General features: G+C 60.7%; 22 protein-coding genes. 11 read left to right on the top strand and 11 right to left on the bottom strand.

Annotated features, from left to right (window positions below; translation table 11 throughout):
• The first annotated feature begins 6 nt into the window (after nt 1–6).
• Nucleotides 7–897, top strand: a complete 891-nt coding sequence (locus PSH78_RS22180; RefSeq protein WP_305496797.1) for a ZIP family metal transporter — start codon at nt 7–9, stop codon at nt 895–897.
• A 159-nt stretch (nt 898–1,056) separates the two neighbouring features.
• Here PSH78_RS22180 and PSH78_RS22175 read toward each other — a convergent pair whose 3' ends face one another.
• From PSH78_RS22175 to PSH78_RS22130, 10 genes are all read right to left on the bottom strand, one after another.
• The gene (locus PSH78_RS22175) at nt 1,057–1,332 is read right to left on the bottom strand and encodes an HPr family phosphocarrier protein (protein WP_305496796.1); all 276 of its coding nucleotides are present in this window, start codon (nt 1,330–1,332) and stop codon (nt 1,057–1,059) included.
• Between the two features lie 15 nt (nt 1,333–1,347).
• Nucleotides 1,348–2,205, bottom strand: a complete 858-nt coding sequence (rapZ, locus tag PSH78_RS22170; protein WP_305496794.1) for an RNase adapter RapZ — start codon at nt 2,203–2,205, stop codon at nt 1,348–1,350.
• A gap of 2 nt (nt 2,206–2,207) precedes the next feature.
• Nucleotides 2,208–2,672, bottom strand: coding sequence for a PTS IIA-like nitrogen regulatory protein PtsN (ptsN, locus tag PSH78_RS22165; protein WP_210642854.1), 465 nt, complete (start codon nt 2,670–2,672; stop codon nt 2,208–2,210).
• 12 nt (nt 2,673–2,684) lie between these two features.
• Nucleotides 2,685–2,993 carry a ribosome hibernation-promoting factor, HPF/YfiA family gene (hpf, locus tag PSH78_RS22160; protein WP_039592236.1) on the bottom strand — a complete coding sequence of 103 codons (309 nt, stop codon included), beginning with the start codon at nt 2,991–2,993 and terminating at the stop codon, nt 2,685–2,687.
• A 76-nt stretch (nt 2,994–3,069) separates the two neighbouring features.
• Nucleotides 3,070–4,563: an RNA polymerase factor sigma-54 gene (locus tag PSH78_RS22155; protein ID WP_305496793.1), complete on the bottom strand. Its 1,494-nt coding sequence runs from the start codon at nt 4,561–4,563 to the stop codon at nt 3,070–3,072.
• Nucleotides 4,564–4,726: 163 nt separating this feature from the next.
• Nucleotides 4,727–5,452, bottom strand: a complete 726-nt coding sequence (gene lptB / locus PSH78_RS22150) for an LPS export ABC transporter ATP-binding protein (protein ID WP_305496791.1) — start codon at nt 5,450–5,452, stop codon at nt 4,727–4,729.
• Nucleotides 5,452–6,000 carry a lipopolysaccharide transport periplasmic protein LptA gene (gene lptA / locus PSH78_RS22145; protein ID WP_305496790.1) on the bottom strand — a complete coding sequence of 183 codons (549 nt, stop codon included), beginning with the start codon at nt 5,998–6,000 and terminating at the stop codon, nt 5,452–5,454. Before lptA ends, lptB begins: the two co-directional genes overlap by 1 nt.
• A complete protein-coding gene (lptC, locus tag PSH78_RS22140) occupies nt 5,987–6,559 on the bottom strand; it encodes an LPS export ABC transporter periplasmic protein LptC (RefSeq protein WP_305496789.1) in 573 nt (190 codons plus the stop codon). The genes lptA and lptC overlap by 14 nt, the downstream gene beginning before the upstream one ends.
• A 7-nt stretch (nt 6,560–6,566) precedes the next feature.
• Entirely contained in the window at nt 6,567–7,091 is a 525-nt protein-coding gene (locus PSH78_RS22135) for an HAD family hydrolase (protein ID WP_305496788.1), read from the bottom strand.
• Nucleotides 7,092–8,066, bottom strand: a complete 975-nt coding sequence (locus PSH78_RS22130) for a KpsF/GutQ family sugar-phosphate isomerase (protein WP_305496787.1) — start codon at nt 8,064–8,066, stop codon at nt 7,092–7,094.
• A 272-nt stretch (nt 8,067–8,338) separates the two neighbouring features.
• On the opposite strand from PSH78_RS22130, the gene PSH78_RS22125 reads away from it, so the two are divergent.
• The 10 genes from PSH78_RS22125 to hisC all read left to right on the top strand — a co-directional run bounded on the left by PSH78_RS22125 (nt 8,339) and on the right by hisC (nt 16,314).
• Entirely contained in the window at nt 8,339–9,148 is an 810-nt protein-coding gene (locus PSH78_RS22125) for an ATP-binding cassette domain-containing protein (protein WP_305496786.1), read from the top strand.
• Nucleotides 9,148–9,945 (top strand): lipid asymmetry maintenance ABC transporter permease subunit MlaE, encoded by a 798-nt coding sequence (gene mlaE, locus PSH78_RS22120; protein ID WP_305496784.1) that lies wholly within the window; start codon nt 9,148–9,150, stop codon nt 9,943–9,945. Before PSH78_RS22125 ends, mlaE begins: the two co-directional genes overlap by 1 nt.
• Nucleotides 9,945–10,412 carry an outer membrane lipid asymmetry maintenance protein MlaD gene (gene mlaD, locus PSH78_RS22115; RefSeq protein WP_186613429.1) on the top strand — a complete coding sequence of 156 codons (468 nt, stop codon included), beginning with the start codon at nt 9,945–9,947 and terminating at the stop codon, nt 10,410–10,412. The genes mlaE and mlaD overlap by 1 nt, the downstream gene beginning before the upstream one ends.
• A gap of 11 nt (nt 10,413–10,423) precedes the next feature.
• Nucleotides 10,424–11,077 (top strand): phospholipid-binding protein MlaC, encoded by a 654-nt coding sequence (locus PSH78_RS22110; protein WP_305496782.1) that lies wholly within the window; start codon nt 10,424–10,426, stop codon nt 11,075–11,077.
• Between the two features lie 8 nt (nt 11,078–11,085).
• A complete protein-coding gene (locus PSH78_RS22105; protein WP_305496780.1) occupies nt 11,086–11,391 on the top strand; it encodes a lipid asymmetry maintenance protein MlaB in 306 nt (101 codons plus the stop codon).
• Between the two features lie 114 nt (nt 11,392–11,505).
• A complete protein-coding gene (locus PSH78_RS22100) occupies nt 11,506–11,745 on the top strand; it encodes a BolA family protein (protein ID WP_090281791.1) in 240 nt (79 codons plus the stop codon).
• A gap of 22 nt (nt 11,746–11,767) precedes the next feature.
• Nucleotides 11,768–13,033, top strand: a complete 1,266-nt coding sequence (gene murA / locus PSH78_RS22095) for a UDP-N-acetylglucosamine 1-carboxyvinyltransferase (protein WP_305496778.1) — start codon at nt 11,768–11,770, stop codon at nt 13,031–13,033.
• 129 nt (nt 13,034–13,162) lie between these two features.
• Nucleotides 13,163–13,798: an ATP phosphoribosyltransferase gene (gene hisG / locus PSH78_RS22090; RefSeq protein WP_305496776.1), complete on the top strand. Its 636-nt coding sequence runs from the start codon at nt 13,163–13,165 to the stop codon at nt 13,796–13,798.
• Between the two features lie 124 nt (nt 13,799–13,922).
• Nucleotides 13,923–15,260, top strand: coding sequence for a histidinol dehydrogenase (gene hisD, locus PSH78_RS22085; protein ID WP_305496775.1), 1,338 nt, complete (start codon nt 13,923–13,925; stop codon nt 15,258–15,260).
• 1 nt (nt 15,261) lies between these two features.
• Nucleotides 15,262–16,314 carry a histidinol-phosphate transaminase gene (gene hisC / locus PSH78_RS22080; RefSeq protein ID WP_305496774.1) on the top strand — a complete coding sequence of 351 codons (1,053 nt, stop codon included), beginning with the start codon at nt 15,262–15,264 and terminating at the stop codon, nt 16,312–16,314.
• A gap of 209 nt (nt 16,315–16,523) precedes the next feature.
• Here hisC and PSH78_RS22075 read toward each other — a convergent pair whose 3' ends face one another.
• Nucleotides 16,524–17,243, bottom strand: a complete 720-nt coding sequence (locus tag PSH78_RS22075; RefSeq protein ID WP_305496773.1) for a DUF4198 domain-containing protein — start codon at nt 17,241–17,243, stop codon at nt 16,524–16,526.

The following is a 17,243-nucleotide window of genomic DNA, read 5'->3' as shown; positions in this document are numbered from 1 at the left end:
CTGACTATGGACACTGAAACTCTGGCGATAGGCGGCGGGCGAATGTTCCGCTATGCCTTGGGCTCGCTGTTGCTGTTGGCCGGCATGACATTGTTGGTGGCCCAAGGGCTGGCGTGGCTGGACCTTGAGCCAAAAATGTTGCGTGCGCTCCAGGGCGGTGGGCTTTGCGCCTTGGGTACGGCGTTGGGCGCGGTGCCGGTGCTGGTGATACGGCGCATGCCTCAGGCCATGAGCGACTCGCTGCTGGGCTTCGGGGCCGGGGTGATGCTCGCCGCCACCGCGTTTTCGCTCATCGTGCCGGGCATTGCCGCCGCCGAGCAGTTGGGCTTCACGCCTTGGGCGGCCAGCGGGCTCATCTGTTTCGGCATCCTGTCGGGTGCGTTCGGACTGTACCTGGTGGACCGCAAGGTCTCTGCGAGCCCTGAACGACTGGTTGCGACGCCAGGACGACCGGTTATTGCGCCGCGGATCTGGTTGTTCGTGTTCGCCATCATCGCCCACAACATTCCGGAAGGCATGGCGGTGGGCGTTTCGGCGGGCGGCGGCATGGCGGATGCCGACAGCCTGGCGATGGGCATCGCTCTGCAGGATGTGCCGGAAGGGCTGGTGATTGCGCTGGTGCTGGCCGCTGCGGGGATGTCGCGGGTCAAGGCGTTCCTGATTGGCGCAGCGTCAGGGCTGGTCGAGCCGGTGTTCGCATTGCTCTGTGCCTGGCTGGTGACTTTAGCCGAGGTGCTGTTGCCGTTGGGGCTGGCGCTGGCCGCTGGAGCGATGCTGTTGGTGGTGACCCATGAGGTCATCCCCGAGTCGCGTCGCAATGGACATGAAAAACTGGCGAGCCTGGGTCTGTTGCTCGGGTTCTGCTTGATGATGGTGATGGATACGGCGTTGGGGTGATGTGCAAGTGGATGAGCTTTTGTGGCGAGGGAGCTTGCTCCCGCTCGGCTGCGAAGCAGTCGTAATCACCTTGCTATCATCTGTGTCGAGAAAGAGGGGCTGCTTCGCAGCCCAGCGGGAGCAAGCTCCCTCGCCACGGGGTCAATCAGCGGCGCTTGGTTACTCGCCTTCGTCGAAATAGTTGTTGATCAGTGCCACCAGCGCATCCATGGCTTCCTGCGCCTGTTCACCTTCGGTACTCAAGTGAATCTTGGTGCCTTTACCCGCAGCCAGCATCATCATCGCCATGATGCTCTTGCCGTCGACTGTCGACTCCGGCGTGCGCCCGACCCTGATCGTGGTATCCGGAAAGCTGCCTGCGACGCCGACAAATTTCGCCGACGCACGGGCATGCAACCCCAGCTTGTTGATGATTTCAATTTCCCGAGCAGGCATCGCGATGTGAATCCTTTAGCTGAGGTCGCGGTGGCGAACCTGGACATTCTTCAGGGACTTTTGCAGGAGCTGACCCAGGCGTTCGGTCAGGTACACGGAGCGGTGATGACCGCCGGTGCAGCCGATGGCAATCGTGACATAGGCACGGTTGCTGGCGGCAAAACGCGGCAGCCATTTGAGCAGGTAGCTGGAGATATCCTGGTACATTTCCTCGACATCCGGCTGGGCAGCCAGGTAGTCGATCACCGACTGGTCAAGCCCCGACTGCTCGCGCAGTTCCGGTTTCCAGTAAGGGTTGGGCAGGCAGCGGACATCAAACACCAGGTCGGCATCCACCGGCATGCCACGCTTGAAGCCGAACGACTCCACCAGGAACGCCGTACCCGGTTCCGGCTGGTTCAGCAGGCGCAACTTGATGGTGTCGCGCAACTGGTACAGGTTCAGGTGGGTGGTGTTGACCTTCAGGTCCGCCAGGTCGGCAATCGGCCCCAGCAGTTGGCTCTCGTCATGGATCGCTTCAGCCAGGGAGCGGCTGGCGTTGCTCAACGGGTGGCGTCGACGGGTTTCCGAGAAGCGCTTGAGCAGTGTTTCTTCGTCAGCGTCGAGGTACAACACGTCACATTGGATATGCCGGCTGCGCACTTCTTCAAGCAACGCCGGAAACCGCGACAAATGGCTCGGCAGGTTACGCGCGTCGATCGAGACGGCGACCAAAGGTTGCGCCAGCTCGGTGTGGATCAAGGCGCGCTCGGCCAGTTGTGGAAGCAGGCCGGCCGGCAAATTGTCGATGCAATAGTAGCCACTGTCCTCAAGAACGTTAAGGGCCGTGCTTTTACCGGAGCCGGAGCGGCCACTGACGATGATCATGCGCATGTTTAATGACCGTTCTGCTCGTCCAGGACTACCTGATACAAGGCTTCGTTGCTCGGGGCGCTGCGCAGTTTTTCGCGTACTTCCTTGCGGTCGAGCATGCTGGCGATCTGGCGCAGCAGCTCGAGGTGCGCATCGGTCGCCGCTTCCGGGACCAGCAATACGAACAGCAGGTCGACCGGGGCGCCGTCGATGGCGTCGAAATCGATGGGGGCTTCAAGGTGGAGCAGCGCACTGATCGGCGCGGAACAACCCTTGAGGCGGCAATGGGGAATGGCGATGCCGTTGCCAAAACCGGTGGAACCGAGTTTCTCACGGGCAACCAGCGCCTCGAAGACATCCTGCATTTCCAGATCCGGTACTTCGCGGTGGATCAGGTTGGCGATTTGTTCGAGGGCTTTCTTTTTACTGCCACCCGGCGCGTTCACTTGGGAACGGCCGGGGGTCAGGATGGATTCTAGTCGGATCATGGATTGGGGGGGTTAACGACCGGTTGCGCCCTGGAGGAGGCTCTGGGTCTTTTCCTTATGCTTTTTGAGTTGGCGATCCAGCTTGTCGGTCAGCAGGTCAATCGCGGCATACATGTCTGAATGCTCTGCGTTGGCAACCACTTCTCCGCCGGGGATATGCAGCGTGGCTTCGATTTTCTGCAGCAGCTTCTCGACGTTCATCGTGACTTGCACGTTGGTGATCTTGTCGAAATGCCTTTCCAATCGGTCGAGCTTTTCGCCGATGTAGGTGCGCAGGGGTTCGGTCACTTCCAGTTGGTGTCCACTGATGTTGACTTGCATACAGCTTCTCCTTCGTTGCCAGTGCATAAAGCGGCAGGTAGAAATACCTGCCACTGGAACGCTGTGGCGTGGCCTGTTACATCAACCGCTTGCGTTCGCTCGAAGGCGCGATTCCCAGGGATTCGCGGTATTTGGCGACGGTACGGCGGGCCACCTGAATGCCTTGTGCCTCCAGTAAACCAGCGATCTTGCTGTCACTCAACGGCTTTTTCTGATTTTCCGCGGCGACCAGTTTTTTAATGATCGCGCGGATGGCCGTGGACGAGCATTCACCGCCTTCGGAGGTACTGACGTGGCTGGAGAAAAAGTATTTCAATTCATAGATGCCCCTTGGGGTATGCATGAATTTCTGGGTGGTCACCCTCGAAATCGTCGACTCGTGCATGCCCACCGCCTCGGCGATGTCATGCAGGACCAACGGTTTCATCGCTTCGTCGCCGTACTCCAGGAAGCCGCGCTGATGCTCGACGATCTGGGTGGCGACTTTCATCAGGGTTTCGTTGCGGCTTTGCAGGCTCTTGATGAACCAGCGCGCCTCCTGCAACTGGTTGCGCATGAAGGTATTGTCGGCGCTGGTGTCGGCGCGCTTCACGAAACCGGCGTATTGGGCATTGACCCGCAGCTTGGGCACCGATTCCTGGTTCAGCTCCACCAGCCAGCGATCGTTGTGCTTGCGCACGATCACATCGGGGACGACATACTCGGGCTCGGTGGACTCGATTTGCGAGCCGGGGCGCGGATTCAGGCTCTGTACCAGCTCAATGACCTGGCGCAGCTCATCTTCCTTGAGCTTCATCCGGCGCATCAATTGGCTGTAGTCGCGGCCGCCCAGCAGATCGATGTAGTCGGTTACCAGGCGCTTGGCTTCGGCCAGCCATGGCGTCTTGGCGGGCAGTTGGCGCAATTGCAGCAGCAGGCACTCGCCTAGGTTGCGAGCACCAATACCGGCGGGTTCGAATTGCTGGATGCGGTGCAGGACGGCTTCGATCTCGTCCAGTTCGATATCGAGTTCCGGGTCAAAGGCTTCGAGGATTTCTTCGAGGGTCTCGTCCAGGTAGCCCTGGTTGTTGATGCAATCGATCAACGTCACCGCGATCAGGCGGTCGGTATCCGACATTGGCGCCAGGTTCAGCTGCCACAGCAGATGGCTTTGCAGGCTTTCGCCGGCAGAGGTGCGCGTGGTGAAGTCCCACTCGTCGTCGTCACCGCCTGGCAGGCTGCTGGCGCTGGTCTGGTAGACGTCTTCCCACGCCGTGTCCACGGGCAGGTCATTGGGAATGCGTTCGTTCCATTCCCCATCCTCGAGGTTATCCACCGTCGGGGCGGCTTCCTGATAGGACGGTTCCGGTATTTCCGGAGTGGTTTTCTGCTCGACGTTGTCGGCCAGTGGGTCGGTGTTATCGAAGTCGTCGCCTTCTTCCTGGCGTTCGAGCATCGGATTGGACTCCAGGGCCTCCTGGATTTCCTGTTGCAGGTCCAGGGTCGACAATTGGAGTAGGCGGATAGCCTGTTGCAGCTGCGGTGTCATCGTCAGCTGCTGGCCCATTCTCAAGACTAGCGATGGTTTCATGGCTGGGGCTTAACACCTTATTCGCCGGCGCACATGCGCCATCCACTACAGGGCGCCGAAGCGCCAAACTTAAGCAAATTATATGCCTGAAACTGAAGTGTTTGCCTAGGGGGCTATCTCAATTAATTGAGGGCGCCCGGGCATCCGCCAGGCCACCTTCGGCTTAAAGGCGGAACTCATGGCCCAGGTACACTTCCTTGACCAGTTCGTTGGCCAGGATGGTGGCAGAGTCGCCCTCGGCGATCAGCTGGCCATCGTTGACGATGTAGGCGGTTTCACAGATATCCAGCGTCTCGCGCACGTTGTGGTCAGTGATCAGCACACCGATTCCCTTGGCCTTGAGGTGATGGATGATCTGCTTGATGTCACCCACCGAAATCGGGTCCACGCCGGCAAACGGCTCATCCAGCAGGATGAATTTCGGCGCGGTGGCCAGGGCGCGGGCGATCTCCACGCGGCGACGTTCGCCACCGGAAAGACTCATGCCCAGGTTGTCGCGAATGTGGCTGATATGGAATTCCTGCAGAAGGCTTTCCAGCTCCTGGCGCCGGCCGGCCTTGTCGAGCTCCTGGCGGGTTTCCAGGATCGCCATGATGTTGTCGGCTACCGACAACTTGCGAAAGATCGACGCTTCCTGTGGCAGGTAGCCAATGCCAGCCTTTGCCCGGCCATGCATCGGCCGGTGGCTGACGTCCAGGTCATCGATCAGAACGCGACCCTGGTCGGCCTGCACCAGGCCGACAATCATGTAGAAGCAGGTGGTCTTGCCCGCGCCATTGGGGCCGAGCAGACCAACGATCTGGCCGCTTTCGATGGACAGGCTGACATCACGCACGACTTGGCGGTTCTTGTAGCTCTTGGCCAGATGCTGAGCTTTCAGAGTTGCCATTACTGGGCCTTCTGCTCGTCGGTTTTCTTTTTCGGCTGGATCACCATGTCGATGCGCGGGCGCGATTCGGTGACCTTGCTGCCTGTGGCGCGACCGGCGCTGGCGAGTTTCTTGTTGGTGTCATAGACGATTTTCTCGCCTTGGGTCACGTTGTTGTCCTTGTCGACAACCTTGGCGCGGTCGATCAATACGACGCGGTCCTGGGAGGCGTGGTACTGGATGGTGACGCCATAACCCTGGACCGGCTTGGTGTCGCCCGCGGTCTGCATTTGCTCGAAGTAGGCCAGGTTGCCTACCGAGGTGACCACGTCGATGTCGCCGGACTGGGTGCGGGTGATGGTCACGGTGTTGCCGGTGACCTTCATCGAACCCTGGGTGATGATCACGTCGCCTTTATAAGTGGCGACGCCGTTCTTGTCGTCCAGTTGCGCGTCATCGGCCTGGATGCGGATAGGCTGGTCGCGGTCGGTGGGGAGGGCCCAGGCGCTCGCGCTTCCCAGTGCTGCGCCCAGACTGAGCAAAATAGGGAGGGTTTTAGCGAGCTTCATACTGTCCTCTTACGTTCGATAGCAGGTGTATCCTGCTTTCCTTCAAATAGGCCTTCATTCCCGTGCCGGTCGACACGCCGCCGGCGCCGTCGATTCTAACGGGTTGCTCGGTCTGCGCATATTGGCGCTGCGGGAAGACTGTCATACGGGTACTGGTAATGATGGTCGTACGGTTCTTCTCGTCGGTCCGGGCCACGCGTACCGAGTCGATCAGTTCCACTTCGGTGCCGCCGGGATTGACCTCGGCGCGTTCGCTTTGTACGTGCCACGGGAATGGCGTGCCGCGGAACATGTTCAGGTCCGGCTTGGTGACCAGCGTGATGTCGCTGGCCTTTACGTGGTCGACCTTGTCCGAGGTCATCTCATACTGCACCTTGCCGTCAGGCAGGTACTGCAAGGTGTGCGTGTTGGTCGCGTACCAGTCGATATCGTTCTCCGGCGCCTGGACCGCGGGCTGGTCGAGGAAGCGTTCCGGGCTGATGTTCCAGTAGCCCACCGCCGCGAAGATCGCGGCGATACAGCCGAACACCAGGATGGTGCGAATTTTCTTGCTTAGCATAGGTGGCTCACAGGTACGCGGCGTTGGCCGCTTCGAGGTGGCCCTGGGCACGCAGGATCAGTTCACAGAATTCGCGGGCCGCGCCTTCGCCGCCCCTCGCCGTGGTAACGCCATGGGCGTGCTCGCGTACGAAGGCAGCCGCGTTGGCCACGGCCATGCCCAGGCCGACGCGGCGAATCACCGGAAGGTCTGGCAGATCGTCACCGAGGTAGGCGACCTGCTCATAGCTTAGATTGAGTTGGCCGAGGAGTTCATCCAGCACCACCAATTTGTCTTCGCGGCCCTGATAAAGGTGCGGGATGCCGAGGTTCTTCGCGCGCCGTTCGACCACCGGGGTCTTGCGGCCGCTGATGATAGCGGTCTGCACGCCGGTGGCCATCAGCATCTTGATGCCCTGGCCGTCGAGGGTGTTGAACGTCTTGAATTCGCTGCCGTCTTCGAGGAAATACAGGCGGCCATCGGTCAACACGCCATCCACATCGAACACTGCCAGTTTGATTGCCTTGCCGCGTTGCAACAGGTCTGTGCTCATTTACATGACTCCCGCACGCAGCAAGTCGTGCATATTCAGGGCGCCCACCGGGCGGTTTTCGTCGTCGACCACCACCAGGGCACTGATCTTGTGGTCTTCCATGATCTTCAAGGCTTCGGCGGCAAGCATTTCTGCCCGGGCCGTCTTGCCGTGTGGGGTCATGACCTCATCGATGGTCGTGCTGTGGATATCGATGGTGCGATCCAGGGTGCGACGCAGGTCGCCGTCGGTGAAGATCCCGGCGAGCCTGCCGTCCGACTCCAGGATAACGGTCATGCCCAGGCCCTTGCGGGTCATTTCCATGAGGGCGTCCTTGAGCAGCGTGCCACGCTGTATCTGCGGCAATGATTCCCCCGCGTGCATCACGTTCTCGACCTTGAGCAGCAGCCGGCGGCCCAGGGCGCCACCGGGGTGGGAGAAAGCGAAATCCTCGGCGGTGAAGCCCCTGGCTTCCAGCAAGGCCACGGCCAGGGCGTCGCCCATGACCAGCGCCGCCGTGGTGGAAGAAGTGGGGGCCAGGTTCAGCGGGCAGGCTTCGTGTTCGACATGCACGTTGAGGTTCACCTCGGCGGCCTTGGCCAGCGGCGAGTCGGGATTGCCGGTGAGACTGATCAACTGGATACCCAGGCGCTTGATCAACGGCAGCAGGGTAACGATTTCATTGGTGGAGCCGGAGTTCGACAATGCCAGGATGATGTCGTCCCGAGTGATCATGCCCATGTCACCATGGCTGGCTTCGGCAGGGTGGACAAAAAACGCCGGGGTGCCGGTGCTGGCCAGGGTCGCGGCAATCTTGTTGCCGATGTGCCCGGATTTGCCCATGCCTACCACCACCACGCGGCCCTTGCTGGACAGAATCATCTCGCAGGCCCGTACGAAATCAGCATCGATATGAGCCAGCAAACCTTGCACGGCTTCGAGTTCGAGGCGGAGGGTACGTTGTGCCGATTGAATCAGTTCGCTGGATTGTCTCATGTCGAAATCGTATAGCCCGATGAAAAGGCGGCGATTATACCGGCAATGAACGATTCCCTCACGTTAGTTCGTCGTGCTTTGTTCGGGTAGCCCCAAGGCCTGACATGAAATGTGACGCTTTACTTCAAGCGAGGCTTAACGGGCGGGCGCCGGCCTTGGGCGCTTGGCCGTTGCAGTGATATAGTTCGCCGCCGGTTCGTGTGCCCGGCGTTACCGGCGTTTGTCGGCTGGCCGGGACATCCGAATATGAGGCTGCATCGCAAGGAGTTTAGATGAGTGCCGACAACGCCTACGCGGTCGAGCTGAAGGGGCTGTCCTTCAAGCGAGGGACGCGCAGCATTTTCAATGACATCGATATTCGCATCCCGCGCGGCAAGGTGACCGGCATCATGGGGCCTTCCGGCTGCGGCAAGACCACGCTGCTGCGCCTGATGGGGGCACAATTGCGTCCCAGTGCCGGCGAAGTCTGGGTCAACGGCCAGAATCTTCCAGAATTGTCGCGCAGCGATCTGTTCGATGCGCGCAAGCATATGGGCGTGCTGTTCCAGAGCGGTGCGCTGTTTACCGATCTCGACGTATTCGAAAACGTGGCGTTTCCCCTGCGGGTCCATACGGAACTGCCGGAAGAGATGATTCGCGACATCGTCCTGCTCAAATTGCAGGCAGTCGGGCTGCGCGGTGCCCTGGAACTGATGCCGGACGAACTGTCCGGTGGCATGAAACGTCGGGTCGCATTGGCTCGGGCGATTGCCCTCGATCCGCAGATCCTCATGTACGACGAGCCCTTCGTCGGGCAGGACCCTATCGCCATGGGCGTGCTGGTGCGCCTGATCCGCTTGCTCAACGATGCGCTGGGCATCACCAGTATCGTGGTGTCCCACGACCTGGCCGAAACCGCGAGCATCGCTGACTACATCTATGTGGTCGGCGATGGCCAGGTGCTGGGGCAGGGCACGCCCCAGGAGTTGAAGGATTCGGACAACCCGCGTATTCGCCAATTCATGAAAGGTGATCCGGACGGCCCGGTGGCGTTCCATTTTCCGGCCACGGATTACCGTACCGATCTGCTGGGGAAGCGCTGATGCGCAAGAAGTCATTGATAGAAAGAGTCCGCCTGTTCGGTCGCTCGGGCATCGACGTGGTGGCGGTACTGGGGCGTTCCTCGCTGTTCCTGATGCATGCCTTGCTTGGTCGCAGTTCGACCGGCGGCGGTTTTGGCCTGCTGGTCAAGCAACTGCATTCGGTGGGGGTGATGTCTCTGGTGATCATCGTCGTATCGGGGATTTTCATCGGCATGGTCCTGGCGCTCCAGGGCTTCAGCATATTGTCCAGCTACGGTTCGGAGCAGGCGGTCGGGCAGATGGTTGCGCTGACCTTGCTGCGTGAGCTCGGTCCCGTAGTCACGGCGCTGCTGTTTGCCGGGCGCGCCGGTTCGGCGTTGACGGCCGAGATCGGTAACATGAAGTCCACCGAGCAATTGTCCAGCCTGGAAATGATCGGTGTCGACCCGCTCAAGTACATCATTGCCCCGCGCTTGTGGGCCGGCTTCATTTCCCTGCCGGTGCTGGCAATGATCTTCAGTGTCGTAGGCATCTGGGGCGGCTCATGGGTTGCCGTCGATTGGCTGGGGGTCTATGAAGGCTCCTACTGGGCCAACATGCAGAACAGCGTCGATTTTCTCGACGATGTGCTCAACGGTGTGATCAAGAGTGCCGTATTCGCTTTCGTGGTGACCTGGATCGCCGTGTTTCAAGGTTATGACTGTGAGCCCACGTCAGAGGGGATCAGCCGTGCCACAACCAAGACCGTGGTATACGCCTCGTTGGCCGTCCTGGGCCTTGACTTTATTCTGACCGCCTTGATGTTTGGAGATTTCTGATGCAAAACCGCACCCTGGAAATCGGTGTCGGCCTTTTCCTGCTGGCTGGCATCCTGGCTTTGCTGTTGCTGGCCCTGCGGGTCAGTGGACTGGCGCCGACCGCAAGCACCGATACTTATAAACTTTATGCTTATTTTGACAATATCGCCGGTTTGACTGTCAGAGCCAAGGTGACCATGGCCGGTGTGACCATCGGCAAGGTCACGGCAATCGATCTGGATCGCGACAGTTTCACCGGTCGGGTGACGCTGCAGTTGGAAAAGCGCGTGGATAACCTGCCGACTGACTCCACTGCATCTATCCTCACGGCTGGGCTGTTGGGTGAGAAATACATCGGTATCAGCGTGGGCGGGGAAGACTCCCTGCTCAAGGATGGCGGGACCATCCACGACACGCAGTCGTCGCTGGTGCTTGAGGACCTGATCGGTAAATTCCTGCTCAATACCGTTAGCAAAGACGCCAAATGAGGAGCTTTTGAATGATCTCTATCCTGCGACGCAGCCTGCTGGTCCTGCTGGCGGCGCTGCCGCTGATGGGCAACGCCGTGGCGGCGCCTTCGGCGCACGACATCATCAAGACGACCACCGATCAATTGTTGGCCGATCTGTCGGCGAACAAGGAAAAGTACAAGCAGGACCCGGGCGCGTTCTATGAATCCCTGAATCGTATCGTCGGGCCGGTGGTGGATGCCGACGGCATTTCCAAGAGCATCATGACCGTCAAGTATTCACGCAAGGCTACGCCCGCGCAGATGACCCGCTTCCAGGAAAACTTCAAGCGCAGCCTGTTCCAGTTCTACGGCAACGCCTTGCTCGAGTACAACAACCAGGGCATCACGGTCGACCCGGCCAAGGATGAGTCAGGCGAGCGCACCAGCGTCGGCATGACAGTCAAGGGCAACAATGGCGCCGTTTACCCGGTTTCCTACACACTCGAGAAAATCAACGGCGAGTGGAAAGTACGCAACGTGATCATCAACGGCATCAACATCGGCAAGTTGTTCCGTGACCAGTTCGCCGATGCGATGCAGCGCAATGGCAATGATCTGGACAAGACCATCAACGGTTGGGCCGGTGAAGTCGCCAAGGCCAAGGAAGTTGCCGAAGACGCCCAAGAGAAGCAGCAACAATGAATGAGCCGGTGAGTGAATCGGCCGTTCGCCTGAGCGAGGCCGGCGAGCTGCTGCTCAGCGGCATGCTGGATTACCGTACCGGCCCGGGCTTGCGCAAGCAGGGCCAGGCGCTGATCAAGTCCGCGAAGTCTGCGGAGCTGGTTATCGACTGTTCGGGCGTGCAGAAGTCCAGCAGCGTCGGCCTGTCGCTGCTGCTGTGCTTCATGCGCGACGCCAGGGCCGCCGGCAAGACGTGGAGCATCCGCGGGATGCCCGAAGACATGCGCGAAATAGCCCAGGTTAGCGAATTGACCGAGCTGTTGACGCATCCCTGACCCACATCGCTGGAAGAGCCCCCTGTCAGAGTCCTGCTTAGCGGGGTTCGCAGGCGCGGGGCTTTTTTGTATGATGTGCGACCCGTGCGCACAGGGCGCCGATTGAGGTTGAGCATGCAGGCTGTAGAAGTGAAGAGCTTTCTTGAAGGAAAGCTGCCTGATACGCAGGTAGAAGTTGAAGGCGAAGGCTGCAACTTCCAGTTGAACGTGATCAGCGATGAACTGGCGGCGTTGAGCCCAGTGAAGCGTCAGCAGAGCATCTATGCCCATTTGAACCCATGGATCGCCGATGGCAGCATCCACGCGGTCACGATGAAATTTTTCAGCCGCGCGGCCTGGGCCGAGCGCACCTGAGCCCAAGGGCCTCGAGATTCTTATGGATAAACTGATTATTACCGGCGGCGTTCGTCTTGATGGCGAAATCCGTATTTCCGGGGCAAAGAACTCCGCCCTGCCAATCCTGGCCGCAACGCTGCTGTGCGATGGCCCGGTGACTGTAGCCAACCTGCCGCACCTGCACGACATCACCACGATGATCGAGCTGTTCGGTCGCATGGGCATCGAGCCGGTGATCGACGAGAAGCTCAGCGTCGAAATCGACCCGCGCACCATCAAGACCCTGATCGCGCCGTACGAACTGGTGAAGACCATGCGTGCGTCGATCCTGGTACTCGGCCCAATGGTCGCTCGTTTCGGTGAAGCCGAAGTCGCCTTGCCTGGCGGTTGCGCCATCGGTTCGCGTCCGGTGGACCTGCACATCCGTGGCCTCGAAGCCATGGGCGCGGTGATCGACGTCGAAGGCGGTTACATCAAGGCCAAGGCGCCTGAAGGCGGCCTGCGTGGCGCGCATTTCTTCTTCGACACCGTCAGCGTGACCGGTACCGAAAACATCATGATGGCCGCCGCCCTTGCCAAGGGCCGCAGCGTACTGCAGAACGCTGCCCGCGAGCCTGAGGTCGTCGACCTGGCGAACTTCCTGATCGCCATGGGCGCCAAGATCAGCGGCGCCGGCACCGACACCATCACCATCGATGGCGTCGAGCGCCTGCACTCGGCCACCTATAAAGTGATGCCGGACCGTATCGAAACCGGCACCTACCTGGTAGCCGCCGCCGTCACCGGTGGTCGCGTCAAGGTCAAGGACACCGATCCGACCATCCTCGAAGCCGTCCTGGAAAAACTCAAGGAAGCCGGAGCCGAAGTCACCTGCGGTGCAGACTGGATCGAAGTGAACATGCACGGCAAGCGGCCGAAAGCCGTCAACGTGCGGACCGCTCCATACCCGGCGTTCCCGACTGACATGCAGGCGCAGTTCATCTCCCTCAACGCCATTGCCGAAGGCACGGGCGCGGTGATCGAGACGATCTTCGAAAACCGTTTCATGCACGTCTACGAGTTGCACCGCATGGGCGCCAGGATCCAGGTCGAAGGCAACACGGCCATCGTCACCGGGACCGAAAAACTGAAAGGCGCGCCTGTCATGGCGACCGACCTGCGGGCTTCGGCCAGCCTGGTCATCTCTGCACTGGTTGCCGAAGGCGACACGCTGATCGACCGCATCTACCACATCGACCGTGGCTACGAGTGCATCGAAGAGAAGCTGCAGATGCTCGGCGCCAAGATCCGTCGCGTACCGGGCTAGTACTGGCTGAACGGGCACACGGAGGTGCCCTCTGATTTCGTTTCACATCGAGGGTGGTTGCACCCTCGATGTCTGTCTGGCGCCGCTTGCGACCAGGCATGAGTACCTTGATAAGGACTGACGCTTCCCATGTTGACCATCGCACTGTCCAAGGGCCGCATCCTTGACGACACCCTGCCGCTTCTGGCCGAAGCGGGCATCGTGCCGACCGAGAATCCGGACAAGAGCCGCAAGCTGATCATTCCCACGACCCAGGCCGACGTGCGCTTGTTGATCGTGCGTGCCACCGATGTGCCGACCTATGTGGAACATGGCGCCGCCGATCTGGGCGTAGCCGGCAAGGACGTGCTGATGGAGTATGGCGGCCAGGGCCTTTACGAGCCGCTGGACCTGCGAATCGCCCGTTGCAAGCTCATGACCGCCGGCAAGGTCGGTGCCCCCGAGCCCAAGGGCCGCCTGCGGGTGGCGACCAAGTTCGTCAACATTGCCAAGCGTTACTACGCCGAACAAGGCCGTCAGGTCGACATCATCAAGCTCTACGGTTCGATGGAGCTGGCGCCGCTGATCGGCCTGGCGGACAAAATTATCGATGTCGTCGACACCGGCAATACGTTGCGGGCCAATGGTCTTGAGCCGCAGGATTTCATCGCCGACGTCACCTCCCGGCTGGTCGTCAACAAGGCTTCGATGAAAATGCAGCACGCCCGCATCCAGGCTTTGATCGATACCCTGCGCAAGGCAGTGGAATCGCGACACCGCGGCTGATTCACCTGCGCGACTTCTGCGTCGCGCCCGTCTATCCGCGTCATAGCCAATTTTCTCAGGTGCCCACGCGAATGGACTGGTAGCTTAGGGCGCCTGAGCATTTGCCATTAATGAGGCCCTCGCCATGACCGCTCCCACCTCGATTCGCCGACTCAACGCTGCCGACCCGGATTTCGCACATCATCTGGATCATCTGTTGAGCTGGGAGAGTGTGTCCGACGACTCGGTCAATCAGCGTGTGCTCGACATTATCAAAGCCGTGCGCGAGCGTGGTGATGCCGCACTCGTGGAGTTCACCCAGAAGTTCGACGGCCTGCAAGTCGCCTCGATGGCCGACCTGATCCTGCCGCGCGAGCGCCTGGAGCTGGCCCTGACCCGAATCACCGTGCCCCAGCGCGAAGCCTTGGAAAAAGCTGCGTCCCGCGTGCGCAGCTATCACGAAAGACAGAAGCAGGATTCCTGGAGCTACACCGAAGCCGATGGCACGGTGCTCGGCCAGAAGGTCACGCCGCTGGACCGCGCCGGCCTGTATGTGCCGGGTGGCAAGGCATCCTATCCGTCTTCGGTGTTGATGAACGCGATTCCGGCCAAGGTGGCTGGCGTGACCGAAGTGGTCATGGTCGTCCCGACCCCGCGCGGGGAAATCAACGAGTTGGTGCTGGCGGCCGCCTGCATCGCCGGCGTCGACCGAGTGTTCACCATCGGCGGTGCGCAAGCGGTGGCTGCGTTGGCCTATGGCACCGAAAGCGTGCCGCGGGTCGACAAGGTGGTCGGGCCGGGCAATATCTATGTCGCCACCGCCAAGCGCCACGTATTTGGCCAGGTCGGCATCGACATGATCGCCGGCCCTTCGGAGATCCTCGTGGTCTGCGACGGCCAGACCGACCCGGACTGGATCGCCATGGACCTGTTTTCCCAGGCCGAGCACGACGAAGATGCCCAGGCCATCCTGGTCAGTCCGGATGCCGGGTTCCTCGACAAGGTCGCCGCCAGCATCGCCAAGCTGCTGCCGACCATGGACCGCGCCGAGATCATCAACACCTCGATCAATGGCCGTGGTGCGCTGATCAAGGTCGAGGACATGGAGCAGGCCATCGAGATGGCCAACCGCATCGCGCCGGAACACCTGGAATTGTCGGTCGCCGACCCGCAAGCCTGGCTGCCGAAGATTCGCCATGCCGGTGCGATCTTCATGGGCCGTCACACGTCCGAGGCATTGGGTGACTATTGCGCGGGCCCCAACCACGTGCTGCCGACCTCCGGCACCGCGCGTTTCTCGTCGCCGCTGGGCGTTTACGATTTCCAGAAACGTTCGTCGATCATTTTCTGCTCCGAGCAGGGCGCGTCCGAACTGGGCAAGACCGCTTCGGTGCTGGCCCGCGGCGAATCGCTGAGCGCCCACGCCCGTAGCGCCGAGTACCGCATTCTTGACGAGCCATCCATTGAAGGGCAGGGGAACTGAAATGAGTAAATTCTGGAGCCCGTTCGTCAAGAACCTGGTGCCCTACGTGCCGGGCGAACAGCCGAAGCTGACTCGGCTGGTCAAGCTCAACACCAACGAAAACCCCTACGGCCCATCGCCCAAGGCCCTGGCCGCGATGCAGGCCGAGCTGAACGACAATCTGCGCCTGTATCCGGACCCCAACAGTGATCTGCTGAAAAGCGCCGTGGCCCGGTATTACGCAGTGCAGACCAACCAGGTGTTCCTGGGCAATGGTTCGGATGAAGTGCTGGCGCACATCTTCCACGGCTTGTTGCAGCACGATCAGCCGTTGCTGTTCCCGGACATCAGCTACAGCTTCTATCCGGTGTATTGCGGGCTGTACGGTATCGAGTTCGATGCGGTGCCGCTGGATGAACAATTCCGGATCGACCCGGCAGACTACGCCAAGCCCAATGGCGGGATCATTTTCCCCAATCCGAACGCGCCGACCGGTTGCCTGCTGGCGCTGGACGCGGTGGAACAGATCCTCAAGGCCAGCCCGGATTCAGTGGTGGTGGTCGATGAGGCCTATATCGATTTCGGCGGCGAAACGGCCATCAGCCTGGTGGATCGTTATCCGAACCTGCTGGTGACACAAACCCTGTCCAAGTCACGCTCGCTGGCGGGGCTGCGCGTGGGCCTGGCGGTGGGCCATCCGGACTTGATCGAAGCGTTGGAGCGGATCAAGAACAGCTTCAACTCGTACCCGCTGGATCGCCTGGCGAATGTCGGCGGCGCGGCGGCGTTCGATGATCGCGAGTATTTTGACCAGACCTGCCGGTTGGTCATCGAGCACCGCGAATGGGTAGTTGGGCAGCTTGAAGCCAAGGGTTTTGAGGTACTGCCGTCGGCGGCCAACTTCATCTTCGCCCGTCACCCCCGACATGACGCGGCGGGGCTGGCGGCGAAACTGCGCGAGCAGGGCGTGATCGTGCGGCACTTCAAGCAGGCGCGCATCGCCCAGTTCCTGCGGATCAGCATCGGCACACCGGAGCAGAACCAGGCACTGATCGAGGCTATGGGCGAGCTCTAACCTTCAGCAAGCACGGCCCTGTGGGAGCGAGCTTGCTCGCGATGGCTGACTGTCTGTCACTTCAATAGTGGCTGAACTGACGCTTTCGGGAGCAGGCTCGCTCCCACATGTGTTTCCAGAGTGTCCGGAAGATTGGCAACACAGCCAATCCCCTGTGGGAGCGAGCCTGCTCGCGATTGCGTCGGCTCAGCTCCCGCAGTTTTCGAACCTCACTCGTGATGCGGCTCACCCAGGAACGTCAGCGAGGTAAATACCCCGCGCGTCGCCACGTCCTTGTTGTCCTTGAGCGGGATTTCCATGCTCGCGGCGATCACGTTCAAACCTTCATTGCGCACCAGCACCTTGGCCCGGCCTTCGGCGTCGGTTTCAGTGCTCACGGTGTTCGGTGCGCTGCGGTAGTCGCCGACCAGCTTCACGCCGGCCGCCGGTTTGCCATCGAGCAGCACCCGCACCGGCAACGATTGGCCGGGGCCGACGGTCAGCGGGTCGACTTCCGGCACGATGACGAACTTGATCTGATCCAGCTTCGGCAGCTTCGCTCCCGGCTCATAGATCGCCAGGCTGTACTTGAAGGTCTGGGTCGACTCGATCGCTCCGGGCACTTTGCTGCGGCCTTCGTTGATCCATTTCTTGTCGGCGGTCTGCGACCACATGCCGTTGTCCAGGGCGACCGCCAGCACGGCCGGCGGCTTGAGAGGCTGCAGGCGCGCGTGGTCGGACAAACGCTCCACCGTCACCGGGATCATTTTGCCGCCGAGGTCGTAGGCCCAGGCGCCACTGATTTTCTGCGCCTTGAAGGCGTTGTCTTCGGCGCCGTGGCCGTAGATCACCTCGATATTGCCGCGGCGTTGTTCGGTCCACAGGCCATGGGCCGAGGCGTCGATAGCCAGGAGCATACCGAGCAGGGCGAAGGTCTTGGGGTATTTCAT

Source organism: Pseudomonas sp. FP198, from assembly GCF_030687895.1.
GTDB lineage: Bacteria > Pseudomonadota > Gammaproteobacteria > Pseudomonadales > Pseudomonadaceae > Aquipseudomonas.
The sequence above is the reverse complement of the archived record's forward strand: the minus strand, read 5'-3'. Positions and strand labels throughout refer to the sequence as shown.

Coding starts and splice junctions, on each gene's coding strand:
- murA (WP_305496778.1), top strand. CDS start 11,768: ATGGATAAACTGATTATTACCGGCGGCGTTCGTCTTGATGGCGAAATC.
- hisG (WP_305496776.1), top strand. CDS start 13,163: ATGTTGACCATCGCACTGTCCAAGGGCCGCATCCTTGACGACACCCTG.
- PSH78_RS22175 (WP_305496796.1), bottom strand. CDS start 1,332: ATGCCTGCTCGGGAAATTGAAATCATCAACAAGCTGGGGTTGCATGCC.
- lptC (WP_305496789.1), bottom strand. CDS start 6,559: ATGCTAAGCAAGAAAATTCGCACCATCCTGGTGTTCGGCTGTATCGCC.
- mlaD (WP_186613429.1), top strand. CDS start 9,945: ATGCAAAACCGCACCCTGGAAATCGGTGTCGGCCTTTTCCTGCTGGCT.
- PSH78_RS22135 (WP_305496788.1), bottom strand. CDS start 7,091: ATGAGCACAGACCTGTTGCAACGCGGCAAGGCAATCAAACTGGCAGTG.
- lptB (WP_305496791.1), bottom strand. CDS start 5,452: ATGGCAACTCTGAAAGCTCAGCATCTGGCCAAGAGCTACAAGAACCGC.
- PSH78_RS22125 (WP_305496786.1), top strand. CDS start 8,339: ATGAGTGCCGACAACGCCTACGCGGTCGAGCTGAAGGGGCTGTCCTTC.
- PSH78_RS22130 (WP_305496787.1), bottom strand. CDS start 8,066: ATGAGACAATCCAGCGAACTGATTCAATCGGCACAACGTACCCTCCGC.
- PSH78_RS22100 (WP_090281791.1), top strand. CDS start 11,506: ATGCAGGCTGTAGAAGTGAAGAGCTTTCTTGAAGGAAAGCTGCCTGAT.
- hisC (WP_305496774.1), top strand. CDS start 15,262: ATGAGTAAATTCTGGAGCCCGTTCGTCAAGAACCTGGTGCCCTACGTG.
- lptA (WP_305496790.1), bottom strand. CDS start 6,000: ATGAAGCTCGCTAAAACCCTCCCTATTTTGCTCAGTCTGGGCGCAGCA.
- hpf (WP_039592236.1), bottom strand. CDS start 2,993: ATGCAAGTCAACATCAGTGGACACCAACTGGAAGTGACCGAACCCCTG.
- ptsN (WP_210642854.1), bottom strand. CDS start 2,672: ATGATCCGACTAGAATCCATCCTGACCCCCGGCCGTTCCCAAGTGAAC.
- hisD (WP_305496775.1), top strand. CDS start 13,923: ATGACCGCTCCCACCTCGATTCGCCGACTCAACGCTGCCGACCCGGAT.
- mlaE (WP_305496784.1), top strand. CDS start 9,148: ATGCGCAAGAAGTCATTGATAGAAAGAGTCCGCCTGTTCGGTCGCTCG.
- PSH78_RS22110 (WP_305496782.1), top strand. CDS start 10,424: ATGATCTCTATCCTGCGACGCAGCCTGCTGGTCCTGCTGGCGGCGCTG.
- PSH78_RS22180 (WP_305496797.1), top strand. CDS start 7: ATGGACACTGAAACTCTGGCGATAGGCGGCGGGCGAATGTTCCGCTAT.
- PSH78_RS22155 (WP_305496793.1), bottom strand. CDS start 4,563: ATGAAACCATCGCTAGTCTTGAGAATGGGCCAGCAGCTGACGATGACA.
- PSH78_RS22075 (WP_305496773.1), bottom strand. CDS start 17,243: ATGAAATACCCCAAGACCTTCGCCCTGCTCGGTATGCTCCTGGCTATC.
- rapZ (WP_305496794.1), bottom strand. CDS start 2,205: ATGCGCATGATCATCGTCAGTGGCCGCTCCGGCTCCGGTAAAAGCACG.